At 41.2% G+C, this 18091-nt stretch carries 14 protein-coding genes and 6 tRNA genes; 7 read left to right on the top strand and 13 right to left on the bottom strand.

Features of this window, described 5'->3' with window-relative positions; translation table 11 throughout:
• Nucleotides 1-906 carry a protoheme IX farnesyltransferase gene (gene cyoE, locus CL667_14195; GenBank protein MAL18849.1) on the bottom strand — a complete coding sequence of 302 codons (906 nt, stop codon included), beginning with the start codon at nt 904-906 and terminating at the stop codon, nt 1-3.
• A gap of 80 nt (nt 907-986) precedes the next feature.
• Here cyoE and CL667_14200 point away from each other — a divergent pair, with 80 nt between their 5' ends.
• Entirely contained in the window at nt 987-1919 is a 933-nt protein-coding gene (locus CL667_14200) for a heme A synthase (GenBank protein MAL18850.1), read from the top strand.
• Here CL667_14200 and CL667_14205 read toward each other — a convergent pair.
• Nucleotides 1916-2236, bottom strand: a complete 321-nt coding sequence (locus tag CL667_14205) for a hypothetical protein (GenBank protein MAL18851.1) — start codon at nt 2234-2236, stop codon at nt 1916-1918. The two genes, CL667_14200 and CL667_14205, sit on opposite strands and share 4 nt — an antisense overlap.
• 107 nt (nt 2237-2343) lie before the next feature.
• Between CL667_14205 and CL667_14210 the strand changes: the two genes are divergently transcribed.
• The 3 genes from CL667_14210 (at nt 2344) to CL667_14220 (ending at nt 6328) form a co-directional block, all read left to right on the top strand.
• On the top strand, nt 2344-3267 hold the full coding sequence (locus CL667_14210) for a glycosyltransferase (GenBank protein ID MAL18852.1): 924 nt from the start codon (nt 2344-2346) through the stop codon (nt 3265-3267).
• A 61-nt stretch (nt 3268-3328) separates the two neighbouring features.
• Nucleotides 3329-3742 carry a hypothetical protein gene (locus CL667_14215; protein ID MAL18853.1) on the top strand — a complete coding sequence of 138 codons (414 nt, stop codon included), beginning with the start codon at nt 3329-3331 and terminating at the stop codon, nt 3740-3742.
• Between the two features lie 519 nt (nt 3743-4261).
• Entirely contained in the window at nt 4262-6328 is a 2067-nt protein-coding gene (locus CL667_14220) for an amino acid transporter (GenBank protein MAL18854.1), read from the top strand.
• A 45-nt stretch (nt 6329-6373) separates the two neighbouring features.
• Here CL667_14220 and CL667_14225 read toward each other — a convergent pair.
• From CL667_14225 to CL667_14260, 8 genes are all read right to left on the bottom strand, one after another.
• Nucleotides 6374-6449: transfer RNA gene (locus tag CL667_14225), tRNA-Glu, on the bottom strand.
• Nucleotides 6450-6511: 62 nt separating this feature from the next.
• Nucleotides 6512-6585 (bottom strand) — tRNA-His (locus CL667_14230).
• A 7-nt stretch (nt 6586-6592) separates the two neighbouring features.
• Nucleotides 6593-6668 (bottom strand) — tRNA-Glu (locus CL667_14235).
• Nucleotides 6669-6708: 40 nt separating this feature from the next.
• Nucleotides 6709-6779, bottom strand: a tRNA-Cys gene (locus CL667_14240).
• A 19-nt stretch (nt 6780-6798) separates the two neighbouring features.
• A tRNA-Arg gene (locus CL667_14245) sits at nt 6799-6875 on the bottom strand.
• Nucleotides 6876-6933: 58 nt separating this feature from the next.
• Nucleotides 6934-7010: transfer RNA gene (locus CL667_14250), tRNA-Pro, on the bottom strand.
• A gap of 82 nt (nt 7011-7092) precedes the next feature.
• A complete protein-coding gene (locus tag CL667_14255) occupies nt 7093-8373 on the bottom strand; it encodes a hypothetical protein (protein MAL18855.1) in 1281 nt (426 codons plus the stop codon).
• A 4-nt stretch (nt 8374-8377) separates the two neighbouring features.
• Nucleotides 8378-9421, bottom strand: a complete 1044-nt coding sequence (locus CL667_14260) for an epimerase (protein MAL18856.1) — start codon at nt 9419-9421, stop codon at nt 8378-8380.
• Between the two features lie 121 nt (nt 9422-9542).
• Here CL667_14260 and CL667_14265 point away from each other — a divergent pair, with 121 nt between their 5' ends.
• A complete protein-coding gene (locus CL667_14265) occupies nt 9543-10619 on the top strand; it encodes a hypothetical protein (protein ID MAL18857.1) in 1077 nt (358 codons plus the stop codon).
• A gap of 90 nt (nt 10620-10709) precedes the next feature.
• On the opposite strand, the gene CL667_14270 is transcribed toward CL667_14265, so the two are convergent.
• From CL667_14270 to rpsT, 3 genes are all read right to left on the bottom strand, one after another.
• Nucleotides 10710-13286 (bottom strand): Clp protease ClpC, encoded by a 2577-nt coding sequence (locus CL667_14270; GenBank protein ID MAL18858.1) that lies wholly within the window; start codon nt 13284-13286, stop codon nt 10710-10712.
• Between the two features lie 141 nt (nt 13287-13427).
• Nucleotides 13428-14948 carry a phosphoglycerate mutase (2,3-diphosphoglycerate-independent) gene (locus tag CL667_14275; GenBank protein ID MAL18859.1) on the bottom strand — a complete coding sequence of 507 codons (1521 nt, stop codon included), beginning with the start codon at nt 14946-14948 and terminating at the stop codon, nt 13428-13430.
• Between the two features lie 11 nt (nt 14949-14959).
• Nucleotides 14960-15211 (bottom strand): 30S ribosomal protein S20, encoded by a 252-nt coding sequence (gene rpsT / locus CL667_14280; GenBank protein MAL18860.1) that lies wholly within the window; start codon nt 15209-15211, stop codon nt 14960-14962.
• A 128-nt stretch (nt 15212-15339) separates the two neighbouring features.
• Here rpsT and CL667_14285 point away from each other — a divergent pair, with 128 nt between their 5' ends.
• Complete coding sequence (locus CL667_14285) at nt 15340-16002, top strand: cytidylate kinase (protein MAL18861.1); 663 nt, start codon at nt 15340-15342, stop codon at nt 16000-16002.
• A 61-nt stretch (nt 16003-16063) separates the two neighbouring features.
• Entirely contained in the window at nt 16064-18091 is a 2028-nt protein-coding gene (locus CL667_14290; GenBank protein MAL18862.1) for a 30S ribosomal protein S1, read from the top strand.

An 18091-nucleotide genomic window follows, 5' to 3' on the forward strand; every position in this document is an offset into this window, starting at 1 on the left:
TTACACAAAAAACCGATCAATAAATACGGCAACCCAAACAAGCGGTAAATACGCAATTGAAGCGAACATCATCTTCTTAGCATTCTCCTTTGTTCGGTTTAAACTGAATCGAATGGTATAAGCTAAAAAGCCTACAGCAAATATCAGGCTTGAAACTAGAAAGATCATTCCCGAAATATCGAACTGATAGATTGCGATCGTAACCGGGAAAAGGCTCAGGGTGCAGATCAGAGAGAAAAATACTGTTTTATATCCCTTTTCATCTCGCTTAGGAAGCATCTTAAAGCCGGCGCTGGAATAATCATCCTTACAAAGCCATGCAATGGAGAGAACGTGAGGTACTTGCCACAAAAACATAATCCCAAATAGCAGCCACATTCCCGGTTCTGCAATATTACCGGTAGCAGCAGCCCATCCACCAACAGGAGGAAGTGCCCCCGGAATAGCGCCAATGGCAATATTGATCGCAGAAACTCGCTTCATTGGCGTGTAAATCCCTAAATAAATCAGAGTAGTAACGAAAGAAACGGCACCGGCTACAGGATTAACCAAAAGGATTAAATAGAGTAATCCTGAAAAAATCATACTCAATGAAAAGATCATTCCCTTTGTGGAATCGATACGCTGGTCAGGCAGGGGGCGTTTTGATGTGCGCTTCATTAAGCCGTCAAAATTGCGCTCCAAAAATTGGTTATGAGCACCTGTTCCGGCTGCAATTAAGTACGTTCCAATCAAGGCGTGAATGAGGGTGACAAAATTGATGTTTGCACCACTGCCAAGGATAAAGCCGACGAGCATACTTACCAACACAGACATAGTTATGCCAGGCTTGGTTAGTTGATAATAATCGGCAACAACACTCGTAAAAGATCTCTGGATGAGAATGTTATCTTCGGCTGAATTCATGTAACTTTGATAGGTAAAATAATTGCTTCAAGCAGTCTTAAATTTAAATATTATTCCTCTTACTTGACAGTCTTTACTCCATGAAATTAAATGCTTTTCAAAAAACAGCGATTACTACAGTTGGTGCTACTTTATTTCTGATCTTAGTGGGCGGTTTAGTGCGAGCCGCAGGGGCAGGATTAGGATGCCCTGATTGGCCCAAATGCTTTGGTATGTGGGTACCTCCCACTAGTTTAGCCGACCTTCCGGCCGGTTTTGATGCATCCCAATTCAATGTCTACAAAACCTGGATTGAATATCTAAATCGACTTGTTGGAGTGGTTATTGGTTTGCTAATAACAGCTACTTTTTTGCTTTCTATACGTTACCGGAAAAAGAAACCAACAGTTTTTTACAGTTCTGCAGCAGCTTTTGTGCTCGTCCTCTTTCAAGGTTGGCTTGGTGGGGTGGTTGTTAAAACCGGTCTGCACGAAGGCTTAATTACAGCTCACATGCTTGTTGCTATGGTGATAGTAACGACACTTCTTTATGCTACTTTCGAAGCTACGAGTGACTTTTTTAAAGTCCGGATTGAGGAAAGATTCAGAAAAAAAGTACTCTGGACGATGTGGATTTTATTTGGATTAACAATGATACAATTAGTACTTGGGACGCAGGTTCGCGAAGCTATTGACGTAATTAAAGAAGTAGCTAATGTACCTCCAAGAAGCCTGTGGATTGACCAAGTTGGGGCTATGTTTCCTATTCACCGAAGTTTTTCGTGGCTGGTTATTTTAGCGGGGGTGTTTCTTTTCTATCTCCTCAAAAAAGACAAAGCCGAGGGATTAGTTATGAAACTAGGCCAGTGGAATGTGATTTTGGTGTTGCTTCAGGTATTGATAGGAATAGGGCTGTATTATCTAGATATGCCTCGAGTTTTACAGGTACTCCATTTAGTGGGAATGGCAATAATGGTCTGCGCTCAGTTCTTTATGATCCTTGTATTGCGGAGGAGTGCTAGATTAGAGTCTTAAAGACGCTCTAGAAGATCATTAAGAAAAACTTTAATCTCGTTTAGATCTTTGCGGGCCTCAGCGCTAAGAGGTGGAGTTTCAATTTCTTCCTCTCCGCTCAAGATTTCCTGTACACCTTCCGCGCTGTATTTTTTATCGTGAAGCAGTTCCTTAATTCGGAAAATGAGTGCGAGCTCGGGTTCTTTATAAACACGATTTCCAGCACTGTTTTTCTTAGGACTTAACTCAGTATATGTTTTTTCCCAGTTCCGGAGAACATGAGGTTCAAGTCCGGTTAGCTTACTGACTTCTCCCATTGAGTAATACAATTTTTTCATAGCAATCAGAAAGTGTATTTTAGAACGTTTTTAATGGCGTGAAAGTAAACCATTTCTGAACATATATAAAAGAACACATTTTGAAAGACCCAGATTTACAGACACAAATTGATATCAGTATCGTTGTTCCGGTTTATAATGAAGAGGAATCGCTGCCCGAATTAGAGAAGGCGATTCAAGCCGCATTAGCCAACAAGTTTAGCTATGAAATTATCTTTGTTGATGATGGTTCCTCGGACGGATCTTGGGCTGTTATCAAATCTTTGAGCGAACAAAAAAGTTTTGTACATGGGATTAATTTCAGCCATAACTATGGGAAAAGTGTAGCACTGCAAGCCGGTTTTGAAACGGTAAAAGGTGATTATGTAGTAACGATGGACGCCGATCTTCAGGACGATCCAAATGAGGTCCCGGAAATGGTGCAAATGCTCAAAGATGGATACGACTTAGTAAGTGGGTGGAAAAAAGAGCGTCATGATCCTCTTTCAAAAACCATTCCCTCTAAGTTTTTCAATTATGTAACACGAAAAGCTGCAGGCATAGAACTCCATGATTTTAACTGCGGCCTTAAAGCCTATCGGGCTGATGTGGTAGAGGATATATACTTGTATGGAGAGCTGCATAGATATATCCCGATGCTTGCAAAAAGAGAAGGCTATACGCGTATTACAGAAAAGGTGGTTAAACACCATCCACGCAAATATGGAAAGACGAAATTTGGTCTTTCCCGTTTCATGAACGGCTTTCTTGATTTAATTACCATCACTTTTGTACAGCGTTACCTGCAAAAACCAATGCACTTCTTTGGAACCATTGGTGTGTTATTACTACTGGCCGGCGGTGTTATCAATCTGTATATGGCGTTTTTAAAATTCGTTTATTCACAAGGAATCGGTGATCGGCCGCTCCTGTTTTTAGGAATATTACTCATGGTGGTTGGAGTTCAGTTCTTCTCAACGGGTTTACTTGGTGAAATGATCAATAAAAACAATGTTGAAAGCCAAAAACCAAAAATCAGAGAAAAAGTTTAGTGACATATTATAATGCTTTAGAAAAGCGTTGATATTTTAACCTCTCACTAAACTAAATCTCATGATTTCAAAAACGATAACTAAGCTTTTTCTGCTGGTCTGTATTCTTTTAATAGCCGGTTGTGATACCAATTTATTTGAGGGAAATGAGGCTGTAAAAATCAGAATTGAGAATAACTCTGAGTTTGAAATGGAGAATATTACCGTTTCATTTCCGAAAGAAGAGGTCTCCTATGGGACTCTAAGACCGGGCGAGAACTCAGATTTCTTTGAAGTAAAGAAAGCCTACCGATATGCCTATCTCGAAACTGAAATTGATGGCGAACAAGCAGTAGTTCAACCTATTGACTACGTTGGTGAGCAACTCCTTGATGCAGGTAAATATACCTATCAGCTTTATGTGACTGCTCAAAATGAGTCGGACTCAGGTTCATCACCACGTTACTATCTTGGTATAGAGCTAAAGAAGAACTAATAGTTCTTCTTCCAGACTCGATATCGGCGTGTGAGCGAGTAATCAATAACAGATATAAGCCTAATTAGAAATTGGGATTTGGTTGCAGATTATTTTTTCCGTTATTTGCAATTCATATAAATAAGGAGCGTCTTAACTGGGCGTCAACTCACCTGTTGTATTCAAAAAAGGTTTGCTCCTGATTTAGCTAAACTGCAATTTCATAATTAACAGCCAATGGCTTCATCAGTACATTCAACAAATTTTTGTTCAAAAAGCAACTTGCTACAGCTTAAAGGCAGTTGTAATACACACCTTTGCACAATCCTTTTTTTGTTCTTAGGTAGCCAATATTTTTATTCTTTTCATCACAATCCAGACTGTAAAACGTATCTATAGCTGCTAACTATTTACCAGCTCGTTACTTTTTACTCCAAAATAACTCCTTAATTAGGCTAAATATGCTCTTGTTGAGGTCAGTCTCATAACATCTACAATTAACATTGATAGAAGTATATCTATCAAACAGAGAAGAATTTCATGTCAAAGAAAAAGCTTAAAAAACAACTTGGTTTATATGATGTATTCGCCATTTGTACGGGTGCAATGTTTAGTTCAGGCTTCTTTTTACTTCCGGGTATCGCTGCGGCCCAAACAGGGGAGGCTGTGTACTTAGCCTATCTGGCTTCGGGTATATTGATTATACCGGCAATGCTAAGTGTGGCTGAATTATCAACGGCTATGCCAAAGTCAGGTGGAACCTATTACTTTTTGGATAGGAGTTTAGGCCCCATGATAGGAACCATAGGCGGACTCGGTTCTTGGGTGGCATTAATGTTCAAAAGTTCATTTGCACTGATAGGAATGGGGGCTTATTTAGCGCTTTTTGTTGATATGCCATTTACGGCATTGGCCCTTGCACTTACGGTAATTTTTGGCGTTCTGAACATATTTGGGGCTAAGGAGACAACACTTTTACAGCGGATATTGGTTACGGTCTTAATCCTGATTATGGGAATATTCGTAATACAGGGGCTTGGCGCGGTAGGATTCGAACTAGGGACTTCAGATTCAGATCAATCCTTTTTTGGAAATGGAATCCATGGCTTTATTGCGACTATTGGCTTGGTTTTTGTCTCTTATGCGGGGCTCACAAAAGTTACGAGTGTGGCGGAAGAGGTTGAGAATCCGGACCGAAATATACCACTCGGGATGATCCTTTCGCTGGCTACGGCTTCTTTAATTTATGTAGCTGGAGTTTATGTGATGCAGCAGATTCTCACTCCTGCCGAATTTCACGCAAGCCTTACCCCTGTAGCAGACGCAGGAGCTAAATTCATGTCGTGGCTACCCGGTTCGGGCGGTGTTCTTCTAATTGTGATTGCAGCGGTTGCAGCTTTTGCCTCAACAGGTAATGCAGGAATCATGTCAGCCTCACGATATCCTTTTGCGATGTCCAGAGATAAACTGGTTAGCGCGAACTTTCGAAAAATAGGAAAGCAGGGAACCCCTTATTATGCAATAATAATTACGGTGGTTTGTATGTTGGCAATTTTACTAATTTTTGATGTAGAAGCAGTGGCGAAGTTAGCAAGTGCGTTTCAGCTTCTTCTGTTTGGAATGATGTGCTTTGCTGTAATCATCATGAGAGAAAGTAACATAAAAGGATATCAGCCTGGATTTAAGTCTCCATTCTATCCTTGGGTACAGATTTTAGGAATGCTGATTTCAATTTGGCTGATTTCTGAAATGGGTATCCTTGCCGTTTCTCTAACAGGTTTTATTATTGTGATGTGCATTATGTGGTACATCTACTATACCAAAGGAGAACTGTCTAGACGGGGAGCTATATTCCATGTGCATCAACGCTTAGGGAAGAATAGGTATGACGACCTGGACTTAGAGCTGCTGAATCTTATTAACGATAAAAACCTAAGTGAACATCTTTCTTACAAGGAAACAATTGCACGCTGTGTAATCATCGATCTGGAAAAGAGTCACTCAGAAGCAGACTTATTTGAACAGGCCGCAGATATTCTATCAGGCAGAATAGGAGTCGAGAAAAAAGTGATACATACCGAGTTGACTAGTAAACAGGATATAAGCATTACAAAATTAGGTCAGGGTGTCGCTTGTAGCCATCATAAAGTATCGTATGTAGCTGAACCTGAGCTGGTGGTTTTCAGAACCAAAACAGACTTAGAGGAAATCAATAATGAAGAGGAGAACTACCTCTTTGCAATTCTACTGGTTCCGGAAACAGAGCAAGGTGTTGATATCCGTCTGATGGGTCATCTTGCTGAAATTGTTCAGGCTATTCATTTCAAAGAAAATTGGATGAAAGCAGACAGTAAGAGGAAGCTAAGAGATTGCCTGCTCACTGAAGAGCATTTCTCTCATATCAGTGTGAATGACCATTCACAGCTAAAGAAGTACATCAACAAGCCCATACGGGATATCGAATTACCAGGAACGTGCCTTATTGCTATCATTTACCGTGGCAGTGAACTCATTATTCCTCACGGAAACACTATTATAAGTGAGATCGATGAATTCCTGTTGATTGGCGAACCGGCTGATATAGAAAGTTTAGCAGGTAACTCATAGATATAAAAAAAGCCTCATGAGAAAAATCTCAAGAGGCTTTTTGTTTCGTACCGCGTACGGGATTTGAACCCGTGCTACCGCCGTGAAAGGGCGGCGTCCTGGACCCCTAGACGAACGCGGCATTTCGAAAATATACTCAATAAAAAAACCGTGGATTTTCGTCCACAGCTAAAAGATAAAAAGGGAGCCCGATGGGAATTGAACCCACGGCCTCTAGGGCCACAACCTAGCGCTCTAACCGACTGAGCTACGAGCTCCGTTTAATAGTACCGCGTACGGGATTTGAACCCGTGCTACCGCCGTGAAAGGGCGGCGTCCTGGACCCCTAGACGAACGCGGCATAAAAATCAATAAGTCAAAAAATAAAGCATGTTACTATGAGGCGACAGGCGGACTCGAACCGCCGTACGAGGTTTTGCAGACCTCTGCCTAACCACTCGGCCATGTCGCCTTGTTAAGTAAGCCAAAGCTTGTACGCCCGACAGGAGTCGAACCTGTAACCTACGCCTTAGAAGGGCGTTGCTCTATCCAGTTGAGCTACGGGCGCTCAACTACAGTATGTCAAAAATCAAAATTTCCCAACGATGAAGTCAGGAAATCAATGTTAGTCGGGGAGACAAGATTTGAACTTGCGACCCTTCGCTCCCAAAGCGAATGCGCTACCGGACTGCGCCACTCCCCGTTCATTCGAAAGACTCCAAATATATGACTTATTTCAGACGGTTACCAAATGAATAAATCACTTTTTTCCTAAAATTTCGGATTTATTCGGAGATGTCTTTCAGGATGGCTTTAACGTAGTTTTCCCAGCTCATATTCTCTGCAGATTTACGAACATTTTCAGAAGGAAGGGGGTGTTCAATAAACTTCAGCATCTGCTCTGCCATAGAATCTATATTCCGGTCTTCGGCAAGATATCCATTATAGCCATCTGTAATGGTTTCAGGGAAGTGACCTACGTTGGTAGCCAGAATTGGAAGTTCAAAATTGTAGGTAAGCGATTCAACACCAGAAGGGGTAGCTGTGAGATAGTAGAGCACGCTGCAATCACTAACCTGAAAATACTTGCTTACATCTTCATTTGGGATAAACTCGTTCTTAACTACGGTACTATCCTGAAGATTTAGTTCTTCAACCAATTTAAGTGGACGGTAATCCTGTTCGCTTTCTTTGTTTTTGAGCAACAGCTTTTGTGCTATTGCAAACAATCCGCGCTTTATTTTTGTGGTGATTTTAGAAGTATCGAGCGTAGCCCAAAATTCTTCACCGCAAATGAGGAAGCTAACATCATCCCGCTGATCTGCTACTTTCTTGAATGCACGGATAGCATTGTGCAAGCCTTTATACTTTCGAATGAATCCGAAGTAAAGAAAAACATGTTTCTTTAAGCCTAATTCTTTTTTGAAAGCTTCGGTATCAAAATCAGGATCCGGCTGATATAAATCATAGACAGGATGAAATAACTTAATCACCGTAGTTGCTTCAGGTGAATGAGTACGCTCGCCGGTTTCATTGACATCAAAGTTTCGACTCGGATATAATGCTTTTAGCTCATCCACCGTTTTATATGCGTGGGTGATGTAGGTATCGGCGTGTTTAATACCCATTTTTGTGAGTCGCTCATCAATAGTGCTGCCTTCTTTTTGAACAACAAAATGCAGATCAAAAATAACCTCTGCTGTGCTATGCTTTTTCAGCCATTTTGAGATTGAACCCATGGGAATTCCCTGTATAGAAATAGCCCATTGAAAAATGACCTTATCAGGGTTTAAGGATTTGATGTACTTCGCGGTTTCTTTCCAACTCAGAGGGTTGTTATAGTTTGTGATGTACTTCACCTTAATCCGAGTGCCTTCCAGAAAGTCAGACTTACTGGATTTATCGACAAATTCCCGGGGAATAATAGACGGATACTGATTGGTCCATGAAACAATATGAACTTCATTATCCGGATTTTTATCCAAAGTTTTAGCTAAAGAGGTATTATAGTTGGAAATACCTCCTTTAAATTTCGGTCCGGGTCCAAAGCATACAATAGTTGCCATCAGCCTAAGCGTATTTTTCTACAGCAGCGTCATAAACACGGCGCATGCCATCTTCGATAGAAAGTTTAGGCTTCCATCCCAAGTCATTATTCACGTAGCTCATATCGGCATATCGTGAGTGAACACCAACTGGCTTATCCAGTAACTTTTTAATATCCGGGTTGTAGCCGGCGAAAGAAGTGAAAATTTCTATGATTTCAAGAAAAGTGGTTAGCTTGCCACTGCCAATGTTAATAGCTTTTCCATCAGAAATGTTATCCATGGCGTAAAGAGTACAGTCCATCACATCTTCAATATGGACAAAATCCCGTCCTTGTTTTCCGGTTCCCCAAACTTCAAAAGGATTCTCTTTTAGTGCTGCACGCCGGGCGATAGCTGGAATAGGGTATGAAAGATCCTGGTCTTCCCCATATCCTGAAAACGGACGGATACAAGTCACAGAAACATCATAGTATTTAGCTGCAATATGCGCGAGATACTCACCGGTAAGCTTAGACCAGCCGTAGGTCATGTCTGGCTGACCCATATTTTTGAAGTCGATGTCGCTCTCACTTAAGGCAATGGCATCAGACTCTGTTTGAAGGTCAACAGGGTAAGCAGCGCTTGAGCTTGGGTAGAGTACACGCTCAGGTTTTTGGCGGCACACCCAAAGAAAGAACTCTGCATCAATAGATAAATCAAGAGCAACTAACATTGGGTCGCCATCAATTTTGGCACGGCCTCCAACAATAGCGGCAAAGTGGAATACATCTTTAAAGCTATCAACTTCAAGTCCGTAGGTCTTGTTGATGTAGTCTTTATCATCCAGCATTGCTCGGATAAAATAGCGGGCATCTTGTTTGAGAAAGACCATGCGTTCGTCTTCTCCAAAATATTCCAGTCCATTTTCTTTCCGAGCCGGTGTTCCATCCGGAAGCCATTCAGAAGGATGAGTTCCGACCGATAAGTCATCAATAAAAAAGATGGTATCGTTGGTTGTTTTATGAAGTCGTTTTACAAAATTTCTGCCGACGAATCCGCACCCGCCTGTAATTAGATGATAGCCCATATAAACGTTTATTTATTCCGATTTTCAGTTAAGATATGAATTTTGATAAAAAGCCTTTGAAAAAGAAGAAATATTCTTGAAAAATCACGTTCTTTGCAGTGCATTTAATCAAAAGAACTACATGAAATATTCGATTTTTCTTACCGTATTTACACTTATTAGTACATCAGTTTATTCTCAATTAAGAGTTTCAGAGTCATCTGCTACCAGAGGTAATAGCCCGAGTCAATTTATTGTGGCCGGGCATCAAGTGGCTATAAATGGTAGTTCTCTGAGTTTTGCAAGCGGAGTCTCAAACGATATTAATATTTTGACATCGCTTTCGGGAAGCTTAAATGCATCGGGTGTTTCTTTGTATGAAGGAAGTGGAACGCCGCTTCTAACAGGTTCTTACAATTTGCAGAGCGGGGATAATTCCGTAAAAGTATATATAAAACCGAATGGCGGATATGTGGTCCGGGAAAACATTGCTAATTTTCTTTTTTATGACAATTCAGGAAAAGTACAGCAATCGATTTCAAACAGTTCTCAGAGTACCGAGGGAGAATCAATTTCCGAATTAGCCGCTGATCCAGCATTTAAGACGACTGTTTTATTCAATCCGAAGATCGTCCGTGGTGGAAAAGAAGGCTCCAGTGCTCAGGTAGTAAACAGAAATTGGACGACCACCAATATTTTCTACAGTGGTGATCGGACTATAAGTTTGGTGAAGGTATCAAAAGATGGCCAGTTTATTGCTGTGGTTTCATCTCAATCCGGATCAGATGATCAGGTAAATATAACAGATCGCTTTGGGAATGAGCTTGGTACATTTACATTCAACCAAAATATTGCAGATGTTAGATTTTCAGGTGAAGGAGAATATATAACCATCCGCTCTTCCAGCAGAGTTGGGGTTTATTCGTTGTTAAGCGGTGAAAGGGAGGGAAGTACAAGCTTCCGGTCTGACTTACATTTTGCAGAATTTGTACCTGAAGACAATGTAATTGTGGCCTTAACTGCCGATGAAACAGCCTCTGTGCTTACCGATGTTGAGCTTCATACTATTAATATTGAAGCGCGATCCATTGAGAGACAAGATTATAGCGGATCATTAGGAAAATCAGAATTGCTGTCCATCGAGTTACAGAGAACGAGAGCAAACCAGTATACGCTAAGTGGATTGAATAAAGCGCTGAACTTAAATGTGAGCTTTTGATTTAAATTTCTTTAAAGAAAGAATTGTCCAAAAAAAAGACCTGCACAAGTGATTGGGCAGGTCTTTCAATGTTCTTAAAGAAAATTCAGTCTAAGCTTCTTTGGGCTTTTCTGAAGTATCCTCTTCTTTAGATTTGGTGTCTTCGTCTTTCTGTGAAGGTTCAGCTTCATCCCAATCAAAGTCTAATCCATCTCTGGATTTATTCATCTTAATCTTGATGAGTGATCCTTCGTTGTGTCTGTTCTCGAGGAGTTCTTCAGCTAATGGATCTTCGATATATTTCTGGATTGCTCGCTTAAGTGGTCGCGCTCCATACTTCTGATCGAAGCCTTTATCTGTAATGAATTCCTTAGCTGCTTTTGTTACTTCAATTTCAAAACCAAGCTCCTTAATTCGTTTGAAGAGATCTTCATTCATCAAGTCGATAATCTGATAGATATCAGCTTTTTCGAGTGGACGGAAGGTGATTACATCATCAATACGATTCAGGAATTCAGGATTAAACACTTTCTTAAGTGCATCCTGAATGGTTGATTTCATCTTCGCATAGTCGAAAGCAGAGTCATCAACATCAAAACCGATGCCTTTACCCATATTTCGGATATCACGTGCTCCAATATTAGAAGTCATGATGATAATAGTATTACGGAAATCAACTCGACGGCCGAGGCTGTCAGTCAGGATTCCATCATCCAACACCTGAAGTAAAATGTTAAACACATCAGGGTGGGCTTTTTCAATTTCATCCAGAAGAATGACACTGTAAGGCTTACGACGAACTTTTTCAGTAAGTACACCACCTTCTTCATATCCAACATATCCCGGAGGAGCTCCTACGAGTCTGGATACAGAGAATTTCTCCATATACTCACTCATGTCGATGCGGATGAGCGTGTCTTCTTTATCAAATAGATACTTGGAAAGAACCTTCGCCATTTCTGTTTTACCAACACCGGTTGGTCCTAAGAAAATAAAGGAACCAATAGGACGGGTTGGGTCTTTAAGTCCAGCACGTGTGCGCTGAATGGCTTTGGTTAATTTGATGATTGCTTCGTCCTGACCAATTACCTGTCCGGAAAGCTCTTCCTTCATTTTCAGAAGTTTCTGGCCTTCGTTCTGGCTAATCTTGTTAACAGGAACGCCACTCATCATGGCTATTACAGAAGCTACATCTTCTTCTTCAACATCATACACAATGTCTTCTGATTCTTTTTCCCACTGCTGTTGAGCTACTTCCAATTCTTCAATCAGACGTTTTTCTTTATCTCGCAGGCGGGCAGCTTCTTCAAAACGTTGCTTCTTAACCATTGAGTTTTTCTCAACACTTGTAGTCTCGATTTCTTCTTCGAGGTCGATAATATTCTGAGGAACCGTGATGTTCGATAAGTGAACGCGAGCTCCTGCTTCATCTAAAGCATCAATCGCTTTATCGGGAAGGAAATGATCGGTTACATATCGGTCGGTGAGTTTCACACAAGCTTCAATCGCATCTTCGGTATAGCGAACGCTGTGATGTTTTTCGTATTTCGGTTTGATTTGATTTAAAATCTCGTTGGTTTCTTCAGGGGTGGTCGGATCAACCATAATCTTCTGGAAACGTCGTTCCAGCGCACCATCTTTTTCAATAAACTGACGATACTCATTCAGAGTTGTAGCACCAATTGCCTGTACATCACCGCGGGCAAGAGCAGGTTTCAGCATATTGGAAGCATCTAAAGAACCACTGGCTCCTCCAGCTCCAACAATAGTATGTAGCTCATCAATAAATAGAATGACATCGTCGGTTTTTTCGAGCTCGGTCATTACCGCTTTCATACGCTCTTCAAACTGACCGCGATACTTCGTCCCAGCTACCAAAGCAGCCAGATCTAAAGCAATTACGCGCTTGTCATAAAGTACACGAGATACTTTACGTTCAATTATTCGTGTTGCAAGTCCTTCTGCAATCGCAGTTTTACCAACACCGGGTTCTCCAATAAGAACCGGGTTATTTTTCTTACGGCGGCTTAATACCTGAGCCACTCGCTCAATTTCTTTTTCACGCCCAATAATTGGGTCGAGGCGACCTTCTTCAGCCATTTCGGTCAAGTCACGGCCAAAGTTATCGAGTACAGGTGTTTTAGATTTTTCCATTTTCTTCTCGCGTGAGCTTCCTGATCCAGAACCGGATCCTTTTGATGCGGATGCACTCGCTGTCATAGACGAAGAATCGCCATGGTCTTCACGAGATTTTCCTGATATGATAAGATCCAGTTCTTCCCGAACTGCATCATAAGAAATGCTGAACTGTTGCAGTATTTGTGCAGCAATATTTTCATCATCTCTCAACAGGGATAATAAAAGGTGCTCAGTACCAATTGTATCGCTTTTATATAATTTGGCTTCTAAATACGTGATACGAAGTACTTTTTCGGCCTGTTTGGTTAACGGAATATTTCCAACCTGAACCGATCCACCTGTACCTCTCACGGTGTCTTCGATTGTTTTTTTAAGTTTGAAAAGATCACAATCCAAATTCTTGAGAATCCGAACTGCAACTCCATCACCTAAACGAACGATACCTAAAATTAAATGCTCCGTTCCGATATAATCATGTCCTAACCGTAAAGCTTCTTCACGGCTGAATTGGATGACATCCCGAACTTTGCTTGAAAAATTTCCCTCCATTAGACGAGTTCCTATAATCTTTGTGCTAAAATAAGTCTGTTAATTTCAGATAAAAAAACGTCTGAAACACTGCTTTAGTTCATTACTACTCGAAGGTAGTAGCGAGGAAAAGTAAATGCAAACTAAATGCGAAGTGATTGGTTAAAATAATGGTTTGCCGGTCATTTCTTTCGGCTGCTCAACACCCATAAGCTTTAGGAGCGTAGGAGATACGTCAGCCAGAATACCATCGTGTAAGGTGATATCATCGGGGTGATTAACCACTATGGCCGGTACTAAAGCAGTTGTATGAGCAGTGTGAGGGCTGCCATCTTCCTTAATCATGCAGTCTGCATTACCGTGATCGGCAATAATCAGAGAGCGATACCCGTGCTTATTTGCTGTTTCAATTACTCTCTTAAGTTGTGCATCAATAGTTTCAACGGCTTTGATTGCCGCTTTCATGTCACCTGTGTGCCCAACCATATCCGGATTTGCGAAATTAAGCACCGCAAGTTGATACTCATTCTTAGCTAAATTTTCGCAAAGTGCATCAGCCACTTGCTCAGCATTCATTTCAGGCTGAAGGTCGTAAGTAGCCACTTTTGGACTTGGAATCACAGTTCGGTCTTCGCCCTCGTTGGGTGTTTCCACTCCGCCATTAAAGAAGTAGGTGACGTGCGGGTATTTCTCGGTCTCAGCTATTCGAAATTGCTTTAAACCTTTTCCGCTTACCCACTCACCAATAGTATTTGTGAGTTCCTGAGGAGGGTAGGCTACATGAGCAAACCCAAAAGTCTCATCATAAGAAGTGAATGTGGTGTAATGGAGATCCAGGTCATCTACATCAAACTCTCTAAAATTATTTTCGTTGAGAGTCCTTGAAATCTGCCGGGCACGGTCTCCACGAATATTGTAATAGATGACAACATCTCCTTTTTCAATTCGCGAGTTGGGAGAGCTATCTAATAGTATTGGTTTGATAAATTCATCGGTGACTTCCGCTTCATAAGAGGCTTTAAAGGCTTCTTCAGCGGAATCGAATTTTTCACCTTCACCATGAACTAAGAGATCGTAAGCAAGTTTAATGCGCTCCCAGCGGTTATCACGATCCATAGCGTAATAACGCCCAACAATAGAAGCCAATTTGCCAACGCCTATCTCTTCGGCTTTTGATTTAAATTCTTTGGCATAATTAATGCCTCCGTCGGGATTAGTATCTCTTCCATCCGTGAAAGCATGCACATTCACATTGTCGATACCGTGTTTTTTGCACAGTTCGAGAAGAGCAAACAGATGCTCATTGTGGCTGTGAACGCCTCCATCCGAGAAAAGCCCCATAAGATGTATCTTATTTTTGGGCTTGGCTTTATTAATAGCTTTTAGAAGTTCTTCATTCTCAAAAAAAGAACCGTCTTTGATAGCCTTATTAATTCTGGAGAGTTCTTGCCAAACAATTCGTCCGGCACCAATATTAAGATGTCCCACTTCAGAATTGCCAAACTGACCGTCTGGGAGACCTACATTTTCTCCGCTTGCAGAAAGTTTGGAGTGGGGACATGATTCAAAAAGTGAATCAATGAAAGGTTTGTCAGCCTGGTCCACAGCGCTGACGGTTGGATCTTTTGCCAACCCGAATCCATCTAAAATGACGAGCAGTGCTTTCGATTCAGGGTTGGTCATCCAACGTGTATTTAAAGGTTGTTAACGTGTTTAGTTAACTGAGCTTTTTTACGAGCGGCATTATTCTTGTGAATAATTCCTTTAACGCTCATTCGGTCGAGGTAAGAAACAGCTTCTTTGAGCGCTTTTTCAGCTTGCTCTTTGTCATTAAGGTCAAAAACCTTTTTGATAAGCGATCTCATTTTTGAGCGTCGGTTACGGTTATGATCTCTTCTTTTCTCAGCCTGACGAACACGTTTAACGGCTTGTTTAGTAATTGGCATTGCGAAATATGCTTTTAAATTGATTTTTCCTCGATTCTTTTCGAGAAACCAAAATTAAGAGTTATGGAAATATTAAACAAGAAATGATTGAATAATTAACAAGATAAGTTTAATTTAGCTGATCTGATATGATAGTGGTAATAGATGGACCCGCAGGATCGGGCAAAAGTTCAACAGCAAAAGCCGTAGCGGCAAATCTTCAGATTCAATTTCTGGACTCTGGAGCGTTGTATCGTGTAGCTACCCTTGTTTATTTGAACTCTAATAAAGAATTACCACAGTTCATTGACATGCTGAAAGAAAGTGAGATTTCCTTTTACTTCAAACAGAAAACATTTCATTCCTTTTTAAATGGTCAAGATGTTAGCGACCAAATACGAAGTATGGAGGTTTCTGAGAATGTAAGTGAGGTAGCCTCAAACCCAGATGTGCGCGCATTTGTCAACGGTTTAATGCATGAAGCAGTAAAACACGACATATATATTGCCGACGGAAGGGATTTGGGTACAGCGGTTTTTCCTGATGCAGCCTTAAAATTTTATATGGTTGCAGATTTAGAAACGCGGGCCAAACGAAGATTTGAAGAAGTGAAAGCGAGTGGCAAGAAAGTTACACTTGAAGAAGTGAAGCAAAACATTGCCGCAAGAGATGAGAAAGATTCTAACCGAAGTTCTGATCCTCTTAAAAAAGCTGACGATGCCATTTTAGTAGATACTTCTGAAATGACGTTCGAAGAGCAGGTCACTTTCATCAGTAATAAGATCAAGGAATTGATCAATCAGACTAAATAATTAATCATAACTTATCCCACAATTGAAAGTCAATTGTGAGGTAAATCTATAACCAAACATAATGACTGAAGAAGTAAAACAAGAACAAACGGAACAGGAAGCTACCGAAGATACGGTTGAAGAAACCACGGTAGCTGAAGCGGAAGAAGAAACAACAGCTGAAGAAAGTTCAGAAGAGCAAGCAGCAGCTGAAGCTAAAGAAACAGCCGCAGAAGAGAGAAAAGAAACATTGACTCATGTGTATTCTGGCGACGTAGAAGGCGAGGTATACAAACTTGAAGACCTCCAGCGCCCATCAGATGAATATTCTGATGACGAATACAATGAAATGGTGGGTATGTACGAAGATACCCTCAATGAAATTGAAGAAAAAGAAATTGTACACGGCCGTGTAGTCTCAGTTGATGAGAAGTACGTGGTTGTTGATATTGGCTTCAAATCTGAAGGTATTATTCAGGTTAATGAATTCTCAAATGAGGCTCTCGAAGCGATGCAGCCCGGCGATGAAGTGGAAGTATTCCTTGATCGTGTTGAAGATAAAGAAGGCCAGCTAATTCTATCCCGCCGTAAAGCAGATATCCTGAAAGCTTGGGAGACTATCGAAGCTTCTCATGACGACGGCGTTGTTATTGAAGGTTACATCAAGCGACGTATCAAAGGTGGTATGGTTGTAGATGTATTAGGAATTGATGCTTTCCTACCTGGATCGCAAATTGATGTACGACCTGTTCGTGACTTTGATGCCTATGTAGGCAAAACCATGGAATTCCAGGTTGTGAAACTTAACATGGCTGCAGAAAACGTAGTTGTTTCTCACCGTGTTCTTATTGAGTCTGATCTTGAAGAGCAGAGAGAAGAAATTCTTGAAACTATTGAAGCCGGTCAGGTTCTTGAAGGTGCTGTTAAAAACATTACAGACTTCGGTGTATTCATCGATCTTGGTGGTGTTGACGGACTTCTTCACATTACCGATCTATCTTGGGGACGTGTTGACGATCCGCACGAGATTGTATCCCTCGACCAGCGCATGAACGTTGCTGTTATCGACTTTGACGAGAAGAGCAAACGAGTTTCTCTTGGTCTTAAGCAATTACAGCCGCATCCATGGGATGGCATCAACGAGAAATATCCTGAAGGAAATAAAGTTCAGGGGCGCGTTGTTTCTATCGCTGATTACGGTGCATTTATTGAACTTGAAAAAGGTGTTGAAGGTCTTATTCACATTTCTGAAATGTCATGGACACAACACATTAAGCACCCATCTCAATTAGTTGAGAAGGATGATATTGTAGAATGTATAGTGCTGAACATCAACGAAGAAGAGAAGAAAATCTCTCTTGGTGTTAAGCAACTTGAGGACGATCCATGGGCAGATATCCTGGACCGCTTCCCGGTTGGTTCCAAGCACACAGGTATTGTTCGCAACCTTACCAACTTTGGCGTATTCGTTGAGCTCGAGCCAGGTATTGACGGCTTGATTCACGTTTCTGACCTTAGCTGGACTGAGAAAGTTGACCATCCAAATGAAGTGGTTGACAAAGATCAGGAAATCGAGGTTGTTATCCTTGGTGTTGACTTCGACAACCGTCGAATCACCCTTGGCCACAAACAAGTGGAAGACAATCCTTGGAAAAAATATGCTGAAGAGTACGCTCCCGGAAATACTGTTGAAGGGGAAGTTGTTAAAACAACCGACAAAGGCGTATTTGTTAAGCTTCCATTAGGCGCTGAAGCCTTCTTGAACTACAGCAAATCTACTGAAGCCGAATACAAAGAAGGCGACAAGGTAGAAGATGCATTTGTTCTGAATTTCGATGAGAACAGCAAAAACATCGAAATTAGTCAGCTTGACTCTGACAAGGACAAAGCCAAGAAAGCGAAGAAGAAAGTAGATACCTCAAACATGGAAACCGGAGCTCCTACGCTTGGTGAAATGTCAGGACTTGCTGCTTTGAAAGCGGACATGGAAGAGAAAGAAAAAGCTGAAGCTCAGGAAAAAGCAGACGCAGCTAAAGCCAAGAAAAAGGCAGCTGAAGACACTAAAGCTGAGAAAAAAGAGGAAGACGAATCTTCAGACGAAGAAGAGTAA

The sequence above is a fragment of the Balneola sp. genome (genome assembly GCA_002694685.1).
In the GTDB taxonomy this organism is placed as follows: domain Bacteria; phylum Bacteroidota; class Rhodothermia; order Balneolales; family Balneolaceae; genus Gracilimonas.

Excerpts from the sequence above, each read along its gene's own strand:
- cyoE (MAL18849.1), bottom strand. The coding sequence starts at position 906 with ATGAATTCAGCCGAAGATAACATTCTCATCCAGAGATCTTTTACGAGT.
- CL667_14200 (MAL18850.1), top strand. The coding sequence starts at position 987 with ATGAAATTAAATGCTTTTCAAAAAACAGCGATTACTACAGTTGGTGCT.
- CL667_14205 (MAL18851.1), bottom strand. The coding sequence starts at position 2,236 with ATGAAAAAATTGTATTACTCAATGGGAGAAGTCAGTAAGCTAACCGGA.
- CL667_14215 (MAL18853.1), top strand. The coding sequence starts at position 3,329 with ATGATTTCAAAAACGATAACTAAGCTTTTTCTGCTGGTCTGTATTCTT.
- CL667_14220 (MAL18854.1), top strand. The coding sequence starts at position 4,262 with ATGTCAAAGAAAAAGCTTAAAAAACAACTTGGTTTATATGATGTATTC.
- CL667_14255 (MAL18855.1), bottom strand. The coding sequence starts at position 8,373 with ATGGCAACTATTGTATGCTTTGGACCCGGACCGAAATTTAAAGGAGGT.
- CL667_14260 (MAL18856.1), bottom strand. The coding sequence starts at position 9,421 with ATGGGCTATCATCTAATTACAGGCGGGTGCGGATTCGTCGGCAGAAAT.
- CL667_14265 (MAL18857.1), top strand. The coding sequence starts at position 9,543 with ATGAAATATTCGATTTTTCTTACCGTATTTACACTTATTAGTACATCA.
- CL667_14270 (MAL18858.1), bottom strand. The coding sequence starts at position 13,286 with ATGGAGGGAAATTTTTCAAGCAAAGTTCGGGATGTCATCCAATTCAGC.
- CL667_14275 (MAL18859.1), bottom strand. The coding sequence starts at position 14,948 with ATGACCAACCCTGAATCGAAAGCACTGCTCGTCATTTTAGATGGATTC.
- rpsT (MAL18860.1), bottom strand. The coding sequence starts at position 15,211 with ATGCCAATTACTAAACAAGCCGTTAAACGTGTTCGTCAGGCTGAGAAA.
- CL667_14285 (MAL18861.1), top strand. The coding sequence starts at position 15,340 with ATGATAGTGGTAATAGATGGACCCGCAGGATCGGGCAAAAGTTCAACA.
- CL667_14290 (MAL18862.1), top strand. The coding sequence starts at position 16,064 with ATGACTGAAGAAGTAAAACAAGAACAAACGGAACAGGAAGCTACCGAA.